Source organism: Pedobacter suwonensis, from assembly GCF_900111825.1.
Lineage (GTDB): Bacteria > Bacteroidota > Bacteroidia > Sphingobacteriales > Sphingobacteriaceae > Pedobacter > Pedobacter suwonensis.
The window spans coordinates 368,585-383,403 of record NZ_FOJM01000003.1 but is presented as its reverse complement, the minus strand read 5'-3'; the positions used below and the strand labels follow the sequence as shown (position 1 = coordinate 383,403).

Below are 14,819 nucleotides of genomic sequence, written 5' to 3'. Positions count from 1 at the left end.
AATTATTCTTAATTTCACGGTTTCAAAATACACACAAATGAAAAAGGTTTTATTATTGTTCTTAATGGCGGCAACGTTTATTGCATGGCCAGCCGTTAAGACCTACGCAATGGTAACACAGGATACCACAGCAACAACTCCACCAGATGATATCGTTTTTACTGAGGTAGGCTCTGCACAAGATAGTGCCGCCAATAAGCAGGTAAAAACAGAAAATGACACAATTAAGAAGGATACGGTTAAAGAAGTAAAAGCTCCTGTAGCGGGAAAAGATGCTCCTAAACAATCGCTTTGGGTAACCTTTGGTCTGGGGCTTTTGGCGGGTGTCGCCGCGTTTTTTCTTCCATGTATTTTTCCGATGGTACCGCTTACTGTTGGTTTTTTTACCAAGAGGGCCGAAAGCAGGGCGAAAGGCATCAGGAGTGCCATTATTTATGGTTTATCGATTATTATCATTTACGTAGGTTTAGGTGTAATCATTACCTTAATCTGGGGCGCCAGTGCACTGAATGAAATTTCTACAGACGGATTTTTTAATATTTTTATCTTTCTGATATTAATTATTTTTGGCGTATCGTTTTTAGGTGCTTTCGAAATTACCCTGCCAAGTTCATTTGTGAACAAACTCGATGCAAAATCTGATGCTAAAGGTTTAAGTGGGATCTTTTTTATGGCAGCAACCTTGGCGGTTGTTTCCTTCTCTTGTACAGGACCATTAATCGGAACTTCCTTAGTCGCCATCAATACCGATTTATTAACACCTGTTATCGTGATGTTCGGCTTTTCGCTGTCATTGGCATTGATCTTTACCATGTTCGCTATTTTCCCGAGTTTAATGACGGGGCTGCCAAAATCAGGTGGTTGGCTAAACTCCATTAAAGTTTTTTTAGGGTTTTTAGAATTGGGTTTATCACTGAAATTCCTTTCAACAGCAGATCTGGCTTATCATTGGGGAATATTGGACCGTGAGATATTTTTAGCTATATGGATTGTACTGGCTTTGATTTTGGGCGTTTATTTATTGGGGAAAATCAAGTTCTCTCATGATAGTGACCTCCCTTATGTCTCTGTGCCAAGACTATTCATTGCAACGGCAACTTTTGTATTTGCTATTTACCTTATTCCGGGTTTGTGGGGAGCGCCCTTGAAAGCTGTAAGTGCACTGGTACCGCCGCTCTCTACGCAGGATTTTGTAATTGGACAAGATGCCGGAGGGGGGTCGAACCAAACGGCAACAACCAATCATGCTAAACGTAAATATGCTGATTTTCTTCATATTCCGCACAATATTGATGGATTTTTTGATTATGAAGAAGCTTTAGCCTATGCCAAAGAAGTAAAAAAACCGTTATTTCTTGATTTCACAGGACATGGTTGTGTAAATTGCCGCGAAATGGAAGCACGGGTTTGGTCTGATCCCAGAGTGCTAAAAAAATTGAAAGAAGATTACATTGTGGTATCGCTTTACACGGATGACAAAACCAGTTTGCCGGAAGCAGAACAATTTGACTCTAAAATTTTAGGCACAAGGGTGAATACCGTTGGTAAAAAATTCAAACATTTGCAGGCAGAGAGATTTAATACCATTTCGCAACCATATTATGTGCTTTTGGGTACTGATGAAAAAGAATTAGTTTCGCCTCCTATTGGGGTAGAATTTGATATAGATAAATATTTGCAATACCTGGATAATGGATTATCTGGATTTGCCAAGAAATAGACAAATGAATAAGATTAAGAATATTGGCGTTTTAACCTCTGGTGGAGATTCGCCAGGCATGAACGCCGCAATCAGAGCGGTAGTTAGAGGCTCTATTTATTATGATATTGAAGTAACCGGATTTCTCCGTGGATATGAGGGGTTGATCAACAATGATTTTATTCCGATGGACCGTAAGTCGGTGGCCAATATTATTCAGCGAGGTGGAACTATTTTAAAAACAGCCCGTAGTGAAGCTTTTAGAACAGTAGAAGGCAGGCAAAAAGCTTACGAAAACCTGAAAGCCAATGGAATTGATGCCTTAGTGGTAATCGGCGGAGATGGAACGTTTACGGGGGCCAATGTTTTTTCCAAAGAATTCGATTTTCCGATTGTGGGCTTACCTGGTACCATTGATAATGATTTAGTGGGTACCGATTTCACTATTGGATATGACTCGGCTATTAATACCGTTGTTGATGCGGTAGATAGGATCCGAGATACGGCAGAATCACATGACAGGCTTTTTATTGTAGAGGTAATGGGCCGCGACTCTGGATTAATCGCTTTAAGAAGTGGTATCGGTGTTGGCGCTGAGGCCATCATGATCCCTGAAGCAAATATGAATGCGGATGATATTTTGCACAAGCTGGAGCATAGCCGTAAAGATAAATCATCAAAGATTATTATCGTTGCTGAAGGTGATGATACCGGTGGTGCCTTTAAGGTTGGCGAAATTTTGCAGGAAAAATATCCACATTACGATACCAAAGTTTCAGTTTTGGGGCATATTCAACGTGGGGGTAAGCCAACTTGTATGGACCGCGTATTGGCCAGCCGCTTAGGCGTAGTCGCAGTTGAGGGTTTAATTCAGGGTGAGAGTGGTGTAATGGTCGGACAGATTAACCGGGAAATTGTTTTTACCCCTTTTGATCATGCAATAAAGCATATTAATGCAGAGAAAGTAAGTTCTAAATGGCTGAAATTAATTGACATACTTTCGTTTTAAGTGAAAAAAGTTTAAAAGAAAAGTCTTTCCCGCACCGGAAAGACTTTCTTGTTTTTTGCTTAGTCTTCGCGATAAGCAAATTTTTTAGTCTGCTAAAATTACCGCAGTACCATTGGCGCTTACCATGAGCATGCTTCCACCGCTACCAACGGTTTCATAATCTAAATCAACCCCAACAATGGCATTTGCTCCAAGTGCCGCTGCATATTGCTGCATTTCATTAACAGCGGTATCTTTTCCCTCTCTTAAAACGCGTTCGTACGAACTCGATCTCCCTCCTACTATATCTGTTATTCCTGCAAATAAATCTTTAAAAATATTTGCACCTATAATGGTTTCTCCGGTTACCAAACCAATATATTTTATAATTTTTCTGCCCTCAACTGTAGGCGTTGTGGTTACTAGCATAGTTTAATTTTTTTATCATTAGAGCAAATCTTTCCAGAAATGTTACACTTTTCGAAATGTAAAGATTTAGGGGCTTAATACCTGGATTGTCATTGCCAATCGAAATGTAACGGAGTAAAGAACGCTAAAGATTTCTCTGTTGCAGCTTATAAAAACTGACCATGGCAAGATTATAACAGTAATCCTGCTATTTCTTCCCAGTTATTTACGCGCTCATAATCTGTAATCAGCAAATTATGAGGAGAAGTGTATAATAACGGCCTGCCGCTAAAATTTATAAAGTTTTTAATGCGGTCGTCTATGATAATATCAACATTCACAATTTTATTTCCGCAGAATATGATGTGTTGCCAATCGATAAATGGGAAATGTTCGGCCAGCCAATCGTATTTATCAACCAATGAATTCCGGAACTCCATTGCTGCCGAAACGATGTAAACATCGTATTTCTGTTGTAAAGCTTTAATTACCCTTTGGCTATCGGCTATAACGTCAAGATCTCGGAAAAAACCAGGCTCATTAATATACTCGAACCATTTCTGATTCACATCTTGTGGAACATGATGATAGATTTCATTTCCAGCGTCAATTTTTAAGTCTAAAGGAACGTTAAAGTCCCGGTTATAAAGTTTAATAAATTTTCCAACGGCATCGGCAATCACCTCGTCCATATCAATCGCAATTCTTTCCATTTGTATCTGCAAATATTTGGACGTAAATATCCTGAAAACAAAGAAATTAAACTATGTTTTTAATTTCCAGTATTTTAGTTATCTTTGCAGCCCCGCAGTATGAAGCTCCGGGAACTATGTTGAATACATAAATACAAAAGAAAATGGCAACTAAAATCAGATTGCAAAGATTTGGTAAAAAAGGGAAACCTTTTTTCCACGTTGTGGTAGCAGATTCCCGCTCTCCACGTGATGGTAAATTTATTGAGCGTTTAGGTTCTTACAACCCAAATACCAATCCAGCTACCATCGAAATTAACTTCGAAAAAACTTTAGCTTGGGTTAACAGTGGTGCACAACCTACTGATACTGCTCGTGCTATCCTTTCTTACAAAGGTGTTTTATACAAAAAACACTTAGAAGGTGGTGTTAAAAAAGGCGCTTTGACTCAAGAACAGGCAGATGAAAAATTTGCAGCTTGGTTAGATGCTAAAGCAGGTAAAATTTCTGGTAAAACAGAAGGTTTGGCTAATTCTAAAGCAGATGCGCGTAAAGCAGCGCTAGCAGCAGAAGCTAAAAAGAAAGAAGATAGAGCAGCAGCTATCGCAGCTAAAAATGCACCAGTTGCAGAAGAAGTTGTTGAAGAAGAAGCTCCAGCTGTTGAGGCTGAGGCAACTGAAGAAGCTCCTAAAGAAGAAGGTGCAGAATAGTTTTTAATTATTTTGCCTGATAAAATAGCGTTCCGGTTACCGGAACGCTATTTTTTTAAACAAAAATATCATCCTGAGGTACGAAGGGGCTTTCTAATTATTAAAAGATCCCTCGTGCATCAGAATCAAAATGCAAATTATCATGAAACACGAAGAAGCATTTTATATCGGTTACGTAACCAAAACGAGGGGTTTAAAAGGAGAAGTTCAGGTATTTTTTGAATTTGATGAATACGAAGAACTTGATTTTGATGTGGTATTTGCCGATATGAATGGCAAACTAGTACCCTATTTTGTAGCATCGGCAAAACTGCAAGCCAATAAAACAGGTTACTTCAACTTTGATGATGCTGATCATATTGATAAAGTGCAGCCACTGTTAAAAAAGAAATTGTACCTGCCGCTGTCGCAGATGCCCGAACGCGAAGAAGGTGAATTTTTCTATACCGATTTTAAAGGTTATTTAGCGATAGATGAATCTTTAGGCGAATTAGGCGAAATTCTGGAAGTAAACGAATATCCACAGCAATTTGTGGCTACGGTGATGTATAAAGGAACCGAAGTACTGTTTCCGCTAAATGAAGATTTTATTGTTGAATATGATGAGGATGAAAAGATCCTCACACTTAGTTTGCCCGAAGGTTTGCTGGATGTTTACCTGGAAAAATAGAGCATGCAATAAAAGAATTAATTAGATATAGATCTTTATATTAGCTATATCTAATTAATTCTTTTATGTTTAAGAAACGATCTAAAGCTATTGCGCTGCTTTTATTGGTGGCTTCATTTCAAGCCTGCACGACACAAAAACTATCTTTAAAAGCCAACAAGCCTTTTGTTGGGATTTGGCAGAATGTTAAAGAAAAAGGATCTTTTATCACTTATACGGAAGATGGCCATTTTTATAACAGCTATAAGGAAGGTGATAGCCAGGTGATTACCCACAGTGGTCATTATAAAGTGATTGGCGATGGCGCCTATTTACTTGATATTACCTACGAACTGCCTAACCGAAAGTATGCGCTTAAGGATCGCCAATACATCAATCATTATGTTTTTGGAAAAGATATGAAGAGCGTTAAGCTTTCTGGTGTTGTGTATAGTAAATCTGGGCCGGATACACTTAAGTGGGAAGAAAGTATGGTCAAAGTGAAATCATTTTAGCGCGACAATAAACCTAAAATTAATATGAGAAAAGCCTTTAAATTCGTTCTTGTTGCCGTTCTTTTTTTCTTAAACTCAACTTGCGTTAGCGCCCAGGAGAAATCAACTTTATCTGATTTTGTTGGGGCATGGGAGTTTGTAAAGCCATCTGGCCAGGCTAATGCTCCACAGCTGCCATTTTTATCAACCCTCAAGGTGTTTGATACCATGGGTAACTGTCTCCAGTTGAAAGTAACAGAACAAGGAGCGGTGGTGTGGCAAACCGCTAAAATTGAGGTAGAAAATGAGGATTTTATAAAAGAAAGTGTTAATTATTCTATCAGTGCGCCATTAAACAATACTGTTTCCAGTTTGAAATTTAAGTTTTTTGATGGGCCTGATGGTAATCGGTACCTTGGTATAATGGGTGGTGCAAAACAAGTTGACGGAAAAGAAACTTACCAGTGGCAGGAACTATGGCGGAAAGTGGACAAGATAAAAAAAGGCTAGATATCTGTCTTGGTCAGGAGTGCTATAACGCTAAATATTAGTCAGTTATTTTGCCAATATACACAGGTGTTGATCCCGGTTCGGCTTATTTACATTTGACCGTCAAAAGCCTTACCTTTGCTTCATGCGTTTCGATATTATTACTGTTTTACCTGCGTTATTAGAAAGCCCTTTTGCCCATTCTATATTGCATCGTGCACAAAAAAAGGGCATTGCCGAAATTGTTGTGCATAACCTGAGAGATTATGCCACCAACAAGCAAAAAAGTGTAGATGATTACCAATACGGCGGTGGTAGTGGTATGGTAATGAGCATCGAACCTTTTGCTGCCTGTATCGAAAAACTTCAGGCAGAAAGGGAATATGATGAGGTAATATTCATGAGTCCGGATGGTGTTACGTTAAACCAGAGCATGGCCAATGAGCTATCTATAAAAAAGAACATCATTATTTTGTGTGGCCACTACAAAGGCATAGATCAGCGTATACGGGATATTTTCGTAACAAGAGAGATATCTGTTGGTGATTATGTTTTAAGCGGAGGAGAGCTGCCGGCAGCAATTGTGGTAGATGCTGTGGTACGTTTAATCCCCGGGGTTTTAAATGATGAGACTTCTGCCCTGTCGGATAGTTTTCAAGGCGAACTGCTGGATGCGCCGGTTTATACCCGTCCTGCAGATTGGCGTGGACATAAGGTGCCTGATGTTTTATTGAGCGGCCATGAGGCAAAAGTGAACGAATGGAGGCATGAACAGGCTTTAGAACGGACCAAAGCCCGTCGTCCTGATCTTTTGGAATAGAAGCAATTAACACAATCAAATGTGGAATTCATTAAGAATGTGGAAAAAATTAAAATAGGTTTTTTTTTATCGAAAATAATCCCTAATATTGCAATCCGATTTTCACGGGATGAAATATCGATTTAATAGCTTAAAATCATGGATTTAGTAAAATTTGTTGAAGAGCAGGCCATCGCGAAAAAAGATTTTCCTGCGTTCAAGTCTGGCGATACAGTGAGCGTACACTATAAAATTCGCGAAGGTAATAAAGAACGTGTTCAAATTTACCAAGGTGTTGTAATACAACGTAACAGTGCAGGTGCTAACGAAACTTTTACTGTTCGTAAAATGAGCAACGGCGTTGGTGTTGAACGTATTTTCCCTTTTAGTTCTCCTAACATCGAGAAAGTTGAAGTGAATAGCTATGGTAAAGTTCGTAGAGCGAAATTGTTCTATTTACGTGCTTTAACCGGTAAGGCTGCTCGTATCAAATCTTTGAGAAAATAATATTCTTTATTATAAGATATAGCCTTCACGATTAATTTCGTGGAGGTTTTTTTGTTTATACCTTTGTTAAATGTTAGACTCTGCTTTTTTCAATCAGGTTTTTTGGGGCAATACCATAAAGGATTATTTCCTTTTCGGAGGAATACTTCTTTTCGGCTTGGTTTTCAAAAATATCGTCTCTAAGCTGTTAAGCAAGCTGCTTTTTAAGCTTTTCAGGAACTTTTCAAACCAATCACATGATGAAGCTTTTGTGGCACTGCTGGTAAAGCCAATAGAGGTTTTCATTCTGTTAACCACGCTTTATCTTTCAATCAACCAGTTGAAACACCCTTTAGAGGTAACTGTATTCCATTACAGCAAGTTAATCGGAAAGGTTAAAGAGTCTATACCGGTATCTATTGGCGATTGTATCGACCGGATATTTTTGTTTGGCATCATCCTATCGTTTTTTTGGATTATTTTAAGGATAATTGATTTTATTACCCACGTGTTGTTATTTAAAGCATCGCTTACCGCAAATAAGTCTGACGATCAATTAGTGCCTTTTTTAAAAGAATTACTTAAAACAACTGTAATTTTTATCGGTTTTTTCACGCTGCTGGGTTTTGTTTTCGAAGTTAACGTGTTAACCCTGATCACCGGATTGGGTATTGGTGGTATTGCCATTGCTTTGGCCGCGAAAGAGAACCTGGAGAACTTGATCGGTTCTTTTACCATATTTTTAGATAAGCCTTTTGTGGTGGGCGATCTGGTAAAGGTTGATGGTGTAGAAGGTACTGTAGAAAAGGTTGGTTTTAGGAGTACAAGGATCAGGACTTCTGAGAGAACCATGGCTACCCTACCCAATAGGGGTATGATTGATGGGGTTTTGGAAAATCTCTCCTTGCGAAATTCGCGTAAGGTATCATTTGTAATCGGACTTACCTACGAAACCAGTTCAGATTCCTTAAGAAAAATTATTTCCGAAATCCAGGATTATATCAACAACCATGAAGGTACCAGCGATGATGGAAATGCCTCCTTTAAAAGCTTTGGCGATTCAAGCCTGAACGTGGAAATCAATTATTTCGTAACCGTACTTGATTCGGTTGAATTCCTGAAAATCAGGCAGGAAATTAACCTGGAGATTATGGAGATCGTAGTTAGGAATAAATCGGATTTTGCTTACCCTACACAACGTTTAATCAGCGACAGGCCACTCGGTAACGCCGCAACAGAAAAAGAAGTGGGTAATGATGCTATGGATTAGTTCTGATCCTTTGGTTTGTATTTCCACAAACCGCTGCGTAAATTAAAGAAATTGCCATACAGAAAGTACAACGGATAAGGGAAAAAGTTGCTTTTTTGGAAAGCAAAGCCTGTGATAATGATTAAAGTTTGCTCCTGCTATCCACTACAAGTCCTCTCCCGATGAAAATCGGGATCCGGGCTTTCCGTTGCTATTAGGTTTAGGTGGATTCTTTAGTGTTTTAAAATCCCTTTCAGTTGCCGTGGTTTGTCTCATCACAGAACATCATGTTAATCAAATGGTAACCACAAAAAAGCCGTCACGATTTTACATCGGGACGGCTTTTTTATACATTTATTTAATGTCTTTAACTTAAGGTTGCCAGGGTAGTGATCCCACCCTTTACAACCTGGTTCAGCTCTACATTAACTTTGGTGCCTACCGGAAGAAAAACATCCACCCTTGATCCAAATTTGATGAAACCAAACTGCTCGGTTTGTACCACCTGATCGCCTTCTTTAACGTACCATACAATTCTGCGCGCTAAGGCACCTGCAATTTGACGGAACAATACGGGCGTGCCGTTTTTATGTTCAACAACGGTGGTCGTACGCTCATTTTCAGTAGAAGATTTTGGATTCCAGGCGGCAAGGTATTTTCCAGGGTGATATTTGAAAAATTTCACTACCCCCGAAATCGGATTACGGTTAATGTGCACATTTACGGGCGACATAAAAATCGAAACCTGTAAACGTTTATCTTTAAAATATTCGCCTTCTTCCGTCTCTTCAATTACCACAACTTTTCCATCTGCAGGGCAAATCACCAGATTATCGCCTGAAGAAAAGCTGCGGCTAGGGTTGCGGAAAAATTGCAGCACAATAATAAATAAAGCAGCGGAAAAGATATAGATAAACCAGCGCAACCAGGTAATGTCATGGTATTTATAATCGACTATGGCGTTGATTACGAAGATAAACAATATGCTTAAGGCAATAGTGGTGTAGCCTTCTTTATGTATGGTCATTGTTTTAGAAATTATAGGGCAAAGGTGCGAAAAATAAATTAATCCAATCTAAAAATTATGCGCCCGTTGCTCTGTAAATATCTGTCAGGTTTCTGCCAAGGCCATTATAATCCAGCCCGTAACCCACTACAAACTCATTAGGTATTTCAAAGCCAACGTATTCTAAGGCTTCAATTTCGTGTTTTAAAGCACTTGGTTTAAGCAAAAGAGAAGCTACTTTAACGGAAGCCGGATTTTTTTCCTTTATCGTTTTTAAAATATGTGTTAAAGTCAGGCCTGTATCAACAATATCTTCCACAATAACGATATCTCTGCCTTCCAGATTATCTGGCAATCCGATCAGTTCTTTTACATTTCCCGAACTTGCTGTTCCTTCATAGGATGCGACACGCATAAAAGCAACTTCGCAAGGTATATCAATCTCTTTAATCAGGTCAGCCATAAACAGGAAGCTGCCATTTAGCACACCGATGAATAAAGGGCATTTATTCTCATAATCTACATTCATCTGGATACCCAGCAAGCGGATTCTTTTGTTTAAGGTATCATTTTCTAAAAATATCTCGAATTCTTTATCCTCTACTTTTATTTTGTGCATGCTGCTTTGTTATTGTTTGAAAAAGGTTTTAATGTTGGAAAGTTGTAAGGTTTTTGTTGATGATTGTTTTATTGTTGGGTTGTTTTGCGAATTGACAACCGCTAACTAAAAACCTGTTACCCAAGTTCAGGCTTCAGATGCGCAACTCAAAACTACTGCTCCAGGCTCTTTTCAAGTTCCTTCTGGCGTCTCCGTTCTTCCCTTCGCTCCTGCCTCAACTGTTTTTTTGTCTTGGTGGTATCGGCCGGAGCGTTCATCTGCTTATTGTTGGTGGTGTCTTTTTTAGGGTTGCCACCAAAGAGGCGTTCGAAGAAGCTTTTATTTTTATCTTGAACAATTACAACGGGCAATCCATCTCCATCATCATCGAAAGCAGAGGTATCAACAACGGCCGTATCTGGAGCCAGGTAACGACGCAAACCTTCCCTTAAGCGAACATTATAAAAGCCGTAACCTGAGGTATCGCCAGGCGTTAGACCTTTTCTGGCCATAATATTGCCCATAAACCTGAAATAGTTGAACATATAAGGTTTCAGGCTGCCATCGGCCATAAATTTATACATCGAAGCTTTTGGTTTGGGAACAATACTGGCAAGAAATAATCCTTCACCAATAGTTAAATCTGCTGGTTGCTTTCCAAAATAATACCTTGAGGCCTCCCCTATACCATAAATGTTTTGCCCCAGCTCAATAATATTAAAATATACCTCCAACATGCGTTGTTTACTGATGAGGCGGTTATGCTCGATAAGCCAGACAATTAAGATCTCTTCGGCTTTACGGGCCAAAGTTTTCTGACGGCTTAAGTACACATTTTTCACCAGCTGCATGCTGATGGTACTGCCCCCGCGCTTAAATTTCTTTTCCTTAAAATTTACAGCGATTGATTTGCGGATCGATTCTTCCACAAAACCATTATGGGTAAAAAAGGAAGGATCTTCTGCCGTTAAAACGGCGTTGATAAAATTCTTTGAAATGGCAGATAAGGGGGTGAAATTCGGGTTTGACGGGCCAATGGTAATATCGCGCATCGGCTTGCCATATTCATAGGGTGTATAAATGAAAGTATTGTTAATTTTTTGCAGATTGGTTTTGCCCCACTGCAAGATTTTAAAATTGACCGGTGTGAGTGTAGAGTTGAAGCGAACACTGTCGGGTATCTTAGTATCCAGGTAAAAATTAAGGCTGTATTTAACCTTACCTTGTACTTTTAATCCTTCCAGCGATTCAAACAAACCTTGTGGAAATGCGTCTAAAACCGCTTGTGCATCCTGTTCTTCGGCATTGAGCTTTAGTTCATATATTTTGTTTTTCCCTAAGGTATACTTAACAAAAGGGTGGATCTGTGCATTTTTTAAATAGGCTGTGGAGGTGCTGTCTAAGGCAATGTAGTTAGGTCCGACTAAAATATCGGCATCCAGTTTTGCGCTTTGTACAATAATATCATTTGATGCAATACGGGGCTGATTGATCAACATATTTTTAACTGACCAGGAGCCCGATATCTTATAATCATCGCCACTATATTTGGCATTTTTTAATTCAGTTTGTAACGTGTCGAAACTAAGCCTGGCGTGTAATTTATTGTTGAGGTAAGGCAATTCCAGCTTTTTTCCATCGGCATAGGCTAAAAAGTTTAACTTTTTACTTCCCGGATCAACATACCCATTGACATGCCACGTAGATTCGTTGTTGTTTACGTCAATGGTCGATTTTAAATCTCCTCCATCAATTGTAGCAGTGGTTGCAAAGCTCAGTTTGGCTGTATCATGATCATTTAGCTTAAAAATCATATTCTTCACATCCATATCGTCAGGGATTTTATATAACACCTGATTTAAAATGTTGCTGGCAATTTCTGATAAATTTGCTTTTTGACTGGTCTGAATGCTGTCTTTTTTCTTCCGTTTTAAGATGAAATCGATATTAGTGGTCGAATCTTTTAGCACTATATTCACATAACCTTCTTTCAGTTTTATTTCCGAAAGTTTTACGTTGCCGAAAATTAAAGGAAAAAGCTTAACGCTAACACTCAGCTCATTAATGTTTGAAAGGGTATCGCGTTCTTTAGGAACTATAGAAATATTGGTCATTTTAACGGTGCTGAACCCGGCAAAATCTGCTGATCCGATTTTAACTTCCAGGTTGTAATCTTTGTCGGCCTTAGCGATTGCTTTGGCCACCATCTTTTTAAGAAGCGCTTCCCTTTTGCTGTAGGCTACGGCTCCAAAAGCAATACAAACAACAACAAAAACACCTAAAAACCAGGCTCCGATTTTCAAATATTTTTTGGGGATCTTAATTTTTGGTATTCGCATATAGTCGTTAAAATGGTTAATTGCTTAAACGTAACAATTAAATGTTTATTTCGTGTTAAAATTACAGTTAAAAAGCCTAAATAAAAGTATTTGTGGCTATGTTTTGTTAATTTTGAATTTAAATTAATACCATGCAGATTAGCCCGCAACAAGTTTTAGATGCGCTTAAAAATGTTGAAGATCCCGATCTTAAAAAAGATCTGGTTACTTTAAACATGATCAAAGATTTACAGATCACAGATAACCAGGTCAACTTTACATTAGAGCTTACCACGCCGGCATGTCCGATGAAAGAAATGCTGAAAAATGCCTGTACAAATGCCATCAGGCATTTTGTATCAGCCGCTGCGGAGGTAATGATCAATGTAACGTCAAGGGTTACTCAGCCCAGCAATTCATCATCATTAGATAACATCAAAAACATTATTTTGGTTTCATCTGGCAAAGGAGGTGTTGGTAAATCTACCGTTGCAAGCAATCTGGCGGTTGTATTGGCTAAAGATGGTGCCAAGGTTGGCCTTATTGATGCTGATATTTATGGTCCATCGGTACCAACCATGTTCGATCTGGTTGATGCCAAACCTGCTGCCGAAGAAACGGCTGATGGAAAGACCAAAATTTTGCCAATTGAAAAGTATGGCATTAAACTGTTATCTCTTGGTTTTTTTGCTGATCCTGGCCAACCCGTACCCTGGCGTGGACCAATGGCCTCGAATGCGGTAAAACAATTGTTTAATGATACCAACTGGGGAGAACTGGATTACCTGGTTGTAGATCTTCCACCGGGAACGGGCGATATCCACATTACCATTACCCAAAGTTTTCCAATTTCGGGGGCAGTAGTGGTTACTACACCGCAACAGGTAGCACTGGCTGATACGCATAAAGGCCTGGCGATGTTCAGAATGCCTGGAATTAATATCCCTATTTTAGGCGTTATAGAAAACATGTCGTATTTTACACCAGCCGAATTGCCGGAGAACAAATATTATATTTTTGGAAAAGGTGGCGGTACAGAGCTTGCATCGCGTTTTGATGTGCCGTTTCTGGGAGAAATTCCAATTATCCAAAGTATTGCCGAAGCTGGTGACAAAGGAAAACCTGTAGCACTAAATCAAAACCCGTTATTGGGTGTTGTATTTGGAGATATTGCCAGTAAGATTGCACAACAGATCTCCATTAACAATGCACAAATCGTGAATTGCTAAAAAATTACTATTTTTATAAATTAAAATATATATAATGAATTTAACAGAAGAAGTAGAACAGGCATTGGAAACTATCAGGCCGTATTTAAAGGCTGATGGAGGGGATGTTTCTGTTGAAGAAATTACAGCTGAAGGCACGGTAAAGCTTAAGCTTTTAGGCAATTGCGGTTCTTGCCCAATGAGCTTTATGACGATGAAATCTGGTATTGAACAGGCCATTATGAAAGCTGTTCCTCAGATTACATCTGTGGTTGCCGTTAACATGGCTGAACAAGAATAAGCTTTAACACTATTTAACAAGGAAGTTTTATTAATAAAATTACTTTTGTATTAATGAGATATTGTGTTATCCTAATTTGTCTTATTTTTTCTTTAGCCGCTTCTGCACAACAAAAGCCGGCTCAGGATAAACTGATCCAATTTTCCGGGATTATTACCGATATCGACAGTTCAAACGTAATACCTTATGTTACCATTACCAATCTTTCTGCCAGGAGCAAAAGGGTTGGTGCCGATTACAGGGGATATTTTACCTTTATTGTTAACCCAGGCGATACGATACTATTTACAGCCATTGGGTACAAAAAATTCTCTACCGTAATACCACAAAGTACGCCCGATAGCAAATACACCATTATGGTTAAATTGAAAGCGAATGTGATCGATTTACCTTCGGTGCGCGTTTTCCCCTGGGCAACCACTGAAGAATTTACCCGCGAGTTTTTATCAATGAAACTGGCGGATGACGATATGGCTATTGCCAAGAAGAATCTTTCGCGTTCTTCAATTGATGGTTTGATCCAAACGCTGCCACGAGATGGGCAGGAAATTGGCAGCCAGAATTACCGTTATAATTTCGACAGGATGATCAATAAGAATATGGTGCAAACCAATCCACTGCTTAATCCGTTCGCCTGGGGCAAACTTATGCAGCAGATTTTTGATGGCGATAAGAGCAGGACTAATTAGTCTTGAGTCCTAAGTCTGGAGTCCTTAGTATTGCGT

17 protein-coding genes are annotated in these 14,819 nt (G+C 39.1%); 12 read left to right on the top strand and 5 right to left on the bottom strand.

Features of this window, described 5'->3' with window-relative positions:
* Nucleotides 1-37: 37 nt before the first annotated feature.
* Nucleotides 38-1,720 carry a protein-disulfide reductase DsbD family protein gene (locus tag BM107_RS06195; RefSeq protein WP_090981450.1) on the top strand — a complete coding sequence of 561 codons (1,683 nt, stop codon included), beginning with the start codon at nt 38-40 and terminating at the stop codon, nt 1,718-1,720.
* Between the two features lie 4 nt (nt 1,721-1,724).
* Entirely contained in the window at nt 1,725-2,708 is a 984-nt protein-coding gene (gene pfkA, locus BM107_RS06190) for a 6-phosphofructokinase (protein ID WP_090981448.1), read from the top strand.
* Nucleotides 2,709-2,792: 84 nt separating this feature from the next.
* Here the strand turns inward: pfkA and BM107_RS06185 are convergent, their stop codons facing one another.
* The gene (locus BM107_RS06185; RefSeq protein WP_090497467.1) at nt 2,793-3,116 is read right to left on the bottom strand and encodes a heavy metal-binding domain-containing protein; all 324 of its coding nucleotides are present in this window, start codon (nt 3,114-3,116) and stop codon (nt 2,793-2,795) included.
* 170 nt (nt 3,117-3,286) lie between these two features.
* A complete protein-coding gene (locus tag BM107_RS06180; protein ID WP_166672350.1) occupies nt 3,287-3,808 on the bottom strand; it encodes a 5' nucleotidase, NT5C type in 522 nt (173 codons plus the stop codon).
* Nucleotides 3,809-3,951: 143 nt separating this feature from the next.
* On the opposite strand from BM107_RS06180, the gene BM107_RS06175 reads away from it, so the two are divergent.
* From BM107_RS06175 to BM107_RS06145, 7 genes are all read left to right on the top strand, one after another.
* Complete coding sequence (locus BM107_RS06175) at nt 3,952-4,497, top strand: 30S ribosomal protein S16 (protein WP_090981327.1); 546 nt, start codon at nt 3,952-3,954, stop codon at nt 4,495-4,497.
* A 142-nt stretch (nt 4,498-4,639) separates the two neighbouring features.
* Complete coding sequence (gene rimM, locus BM107_RS06170; protein ID WP_090981444.1) at nt 4,640-5,167, top strand: ribosome maturation factor RimM; 528 nt, start codon at nt 4,640-4,642, stop codon at nt 5,165-5,167.
* 65 nt (nt 5,168-5,232) lie between these two features.
* Nucleotides 5,233-5,661: a hypothetical protein gene (locus BM107_RS06165; protein ID WP_090981325.1), complete on the top strand. Its 429-nt coding sequence runs from the start codon at nt 5,233-5,235 to the stop codon at nt 5,659-5,661.
* 24 nt (nt 5,662-5,685) lie between these two features.
* The gene (locus BM107_RS06160; RefSeq protein WP_090981323.1) at nt 5,686-6,150 is read left to right on the top strand and encodes a hypothetical protein; all 465 of its coding nucleotides are present in this window, start codon (nt 5,686-5,688) and stop codon (nt 6,148-6,150) included.
* A 124-nt stretch (nt 6,151-6,274) separates the two neighbouring features.
* On the top strand, nt 6,275-6,949 hold the full coding sequence (trmD, locus tag BM107_RS06155; protein WP_090981321.1) for a tRNA (guanosine(37)-N1)-methyltransferase TrmD: 675 nt from the start codon (nt 6,275-6,277) through the stop codon (nt 6,947-6,949).
* Nucleotides 6,950-7,087: 138 nt separating this feature from the next.
* Complete coding sequence (rplS, locus tag BM107_RS06150; RefSeq protein ID WP_057930964.1) at nt 7,088-7,435, top strand: 50S ribosomal protein L19; 348 nt, start codon at nt 7,088-7,090, stop codon at nt 7,433-7,435.
* A gap of 70 nt (nt 7,436-7,505) precedes the next feature.
* Nucleotides 7,506-8,684 (top strand): mechanosensitive ion channel family protein, encoded by a 1,179-nt coding sequence (locus tag BM107_RS06145; protein WP_090981319.1) that lies wholly within the window; start codon nt 7,506-7,508, stop codon nt 8,682-8,684.
* A gap of 346 nt (nt 8,685-9,030) precedes the next feature.
* On the opposite strand, the gene BM107_RS06140 is transcribed toward BM107_RS06145, so the two are convergent.
* The 3 genes from BM107_RS06140 to BM107_RS06130 all read right to left on the bottom strand — a co-directional run bounded on the left by BM107_RS06140 (nt 9,031) and on the right by BM107_RS06130 (nt 12,606).
* Nucleotides 9,031-9,690 carry a phosphatidylserine decarboxylase family protein gene (locus BM107_RS06140; RefSeq protein ID WP_090981317.1) on the bottom strand — a complete coding sequence of 220 codons (660 nt, stop codon included), beginning with the start codon at nt 9,688-9,690 and terminating at the stop codon, nt 9,031-9,033.
* 55 nt (nt 9,691-9,745) lie between these two features.
* Entirely contained in the window at nt 9,746-10,288 is a 543-nt protein-coding gene (hpt, locus tag BM107_RS06135) for a hypoxanthine phosphoribosyltransferase (RefSeq protein WP_090981315.1), read from the bottom strand.
* Between the two features lie 152 nt (nt 10,289-10,440).
* Nucleotides 10,441-12,606, bottom strand: a complete 2,166-nt coding sequence (locus BM107_RS06130) for a transglycosylase domain-containing protein (protein ID WP_090981313.1) — start codon at nt 12,604-12,606, stop codon at nt 10,441-10,443.
* Nucleotides 12,607-12,737: 131 nt separating this feature from the next.
* Here BM107_RS06130 and BM107_RS06125 point away from each other — a divergent pair, with 131 nt between their 5' ends.
* The 3 genes from BM107_RS06125 to BM107_RS06115 are packed head-to-tail and all read left to right on the top strand — an operon-like array spanning nt 12,738 to nt 14,783.
* Nucleotides 12,738-13,814, top strand: coding sequence for an Mrp/NBP35 family ATP-binding protein (locus tag BM107_RS06125; protein ID WP_090981311.1), 1,077 nt, complete (start codon nt 12,738-12,740; stop codon nt 13,812-13,814).
* Nucleotides 13,815-13,848: 34 nt separating this feature from the next.
* Nucleotides 13,849-14,094 carry a NifU family protein gene (locus BM107_RS06120; protein ID WP_090497495.1) on the top strand — a complete coding sequence of 82 codons (246 nt, stop codon included), beginning with the start codon at nt 13,849-13,851 and terminating at the stop codon, nt 14,092-14,094.
* Between the two features lie 53 nt (nt 14,095-14,147).
* Nucleotides 14,148-14,783 carry a peptidase associated/transthyretin-like domain-containing protein gene (locus BM107_RS06115; protein ID WP_090981309.1) on the top strand — a complete coding sequence of 212 codons (636 nt, stop codon included), beginning with the start codon at nt 14,148-14,150 and terminating at the stop codon, nt 14,781-14,783.
* The last annotated feature ends 36 nt before the right edge of the window (nt 14,784-14,819 follow it).

Bases quoted from the DNA above. Each gene is read 5' to 3' on its own strand.
- BM107_RS06195 (WP_090981450.1), top strand. From the start codon at position 38: ATGAAAAAGGTTTTATTATTGTTCTTAATGGCGGCAACGTTTATTGCA.
- pfkA (WP_090981448.1), top strand. From the start codon at position 1,725: ATGAATAAGATTAAGAATATTGGCGTTTTAACCTCTGGTGGAGATTCG.
- BM107_RS06185 (WP_090497467.1), bottom strand. From the start codon at position 3,116: ATGCTAGTAACCACAACGCCTACAGTTGAGGGCAGAAAAATTATAAAA.
- BM107_RS06180 (WP_166672350.1), bottom strand. From the start codon at position 3,808: ATGGAAAGAATTGCGATTGATATGGACGAGGTGATTGCCGATGCCGTT.
- BM107_RS06175 (WP_090981327.1), top strand. From the start codon at position 3,952: ATGGCAACTAAAATCAGATTGCAAAGATTTGGTAAAAAAGGGAAACCT.
- rimM (WP_090981444.1), top strand. From the start codon at position 4,640: ATGAAACACGAAGAAGCATTTTATATCGGTTACGTAACCAAAACGAGG.
- BM107_RS06165 (WP_090981325.1), top strand. From the start codon at position 5,233: ATGTTTAAGAAACGATCTAAAGCTATTGCGCTGCTTTTATTGGTGGCT.
- BM107_RS06160 (WP_090981323.1), top strand. From the start codon at position 5,686: ATGAGAAAAGCCTTTAAATTCGTTCTTGTTGCCGTTCTTTTTTTCTTA.
- trmD (WP_090981321.1), top strand. From the start codon at position 6,275: ATGCGTTTCGATATTATTACTGTTTTACCTGCGTTATTAGAAAGCCCT.
- rplS (WP_057930964.1), top strand. From the start codon at position 7,088: ATGGATTTAGTAAAATTTGTTGAAGAGCAGGCCATCGCGAAAAAAGAT.
- BM107_RS06145 (WP_090981319.1), top strand. From the start codon at position 7,506: ATGTTAGACTCTGCTTTTTTCAATCAGGTTTTTTGGGGCAATACCATA.
- BM107_RS06140 (WP_090981317.1), bottom strand. From the start codon at position 9,690: ATGACCATACATAAAGAAGGCTACACCACTATTGCCTTAAGCATATTG.
- hpt (WP_090981315.1), bottom strand. From the start codon at position 10,288: ATGCACAAAATAAAAGTAGAGGATAAAGAATTCGAGATATTTTTAGAA.
- BM107_RS06130 (WP_090981313.1), bottom strand. From the start codon at position 12,606: ATGCGAATACCAAAAATTAAGATCCCCAAAAAATATTTGAAAATCGGA.
- BM107_RS06125 (WP_090981311.1), top strand. From the start codon at position 12,738: ATGCAGATTAGCCCGCAACAAGTTTTAGATGCGCTTAAAAATGTTGAA.
- BM107_RS06120 (WP_090497495.1), top strand. From the start codon at position 13,849: ATGAATTTAACAGAAGAAGTAGAACAGGCATTGGAAACTATCAGGCCG.
- BM107_RS06115 (WP_090981309.1), top strand. From the start codon at position 14,148: ATGAGATATTGTGTTATCCTAATTTGTCTTATTTTTTCTTTAGCCGCT.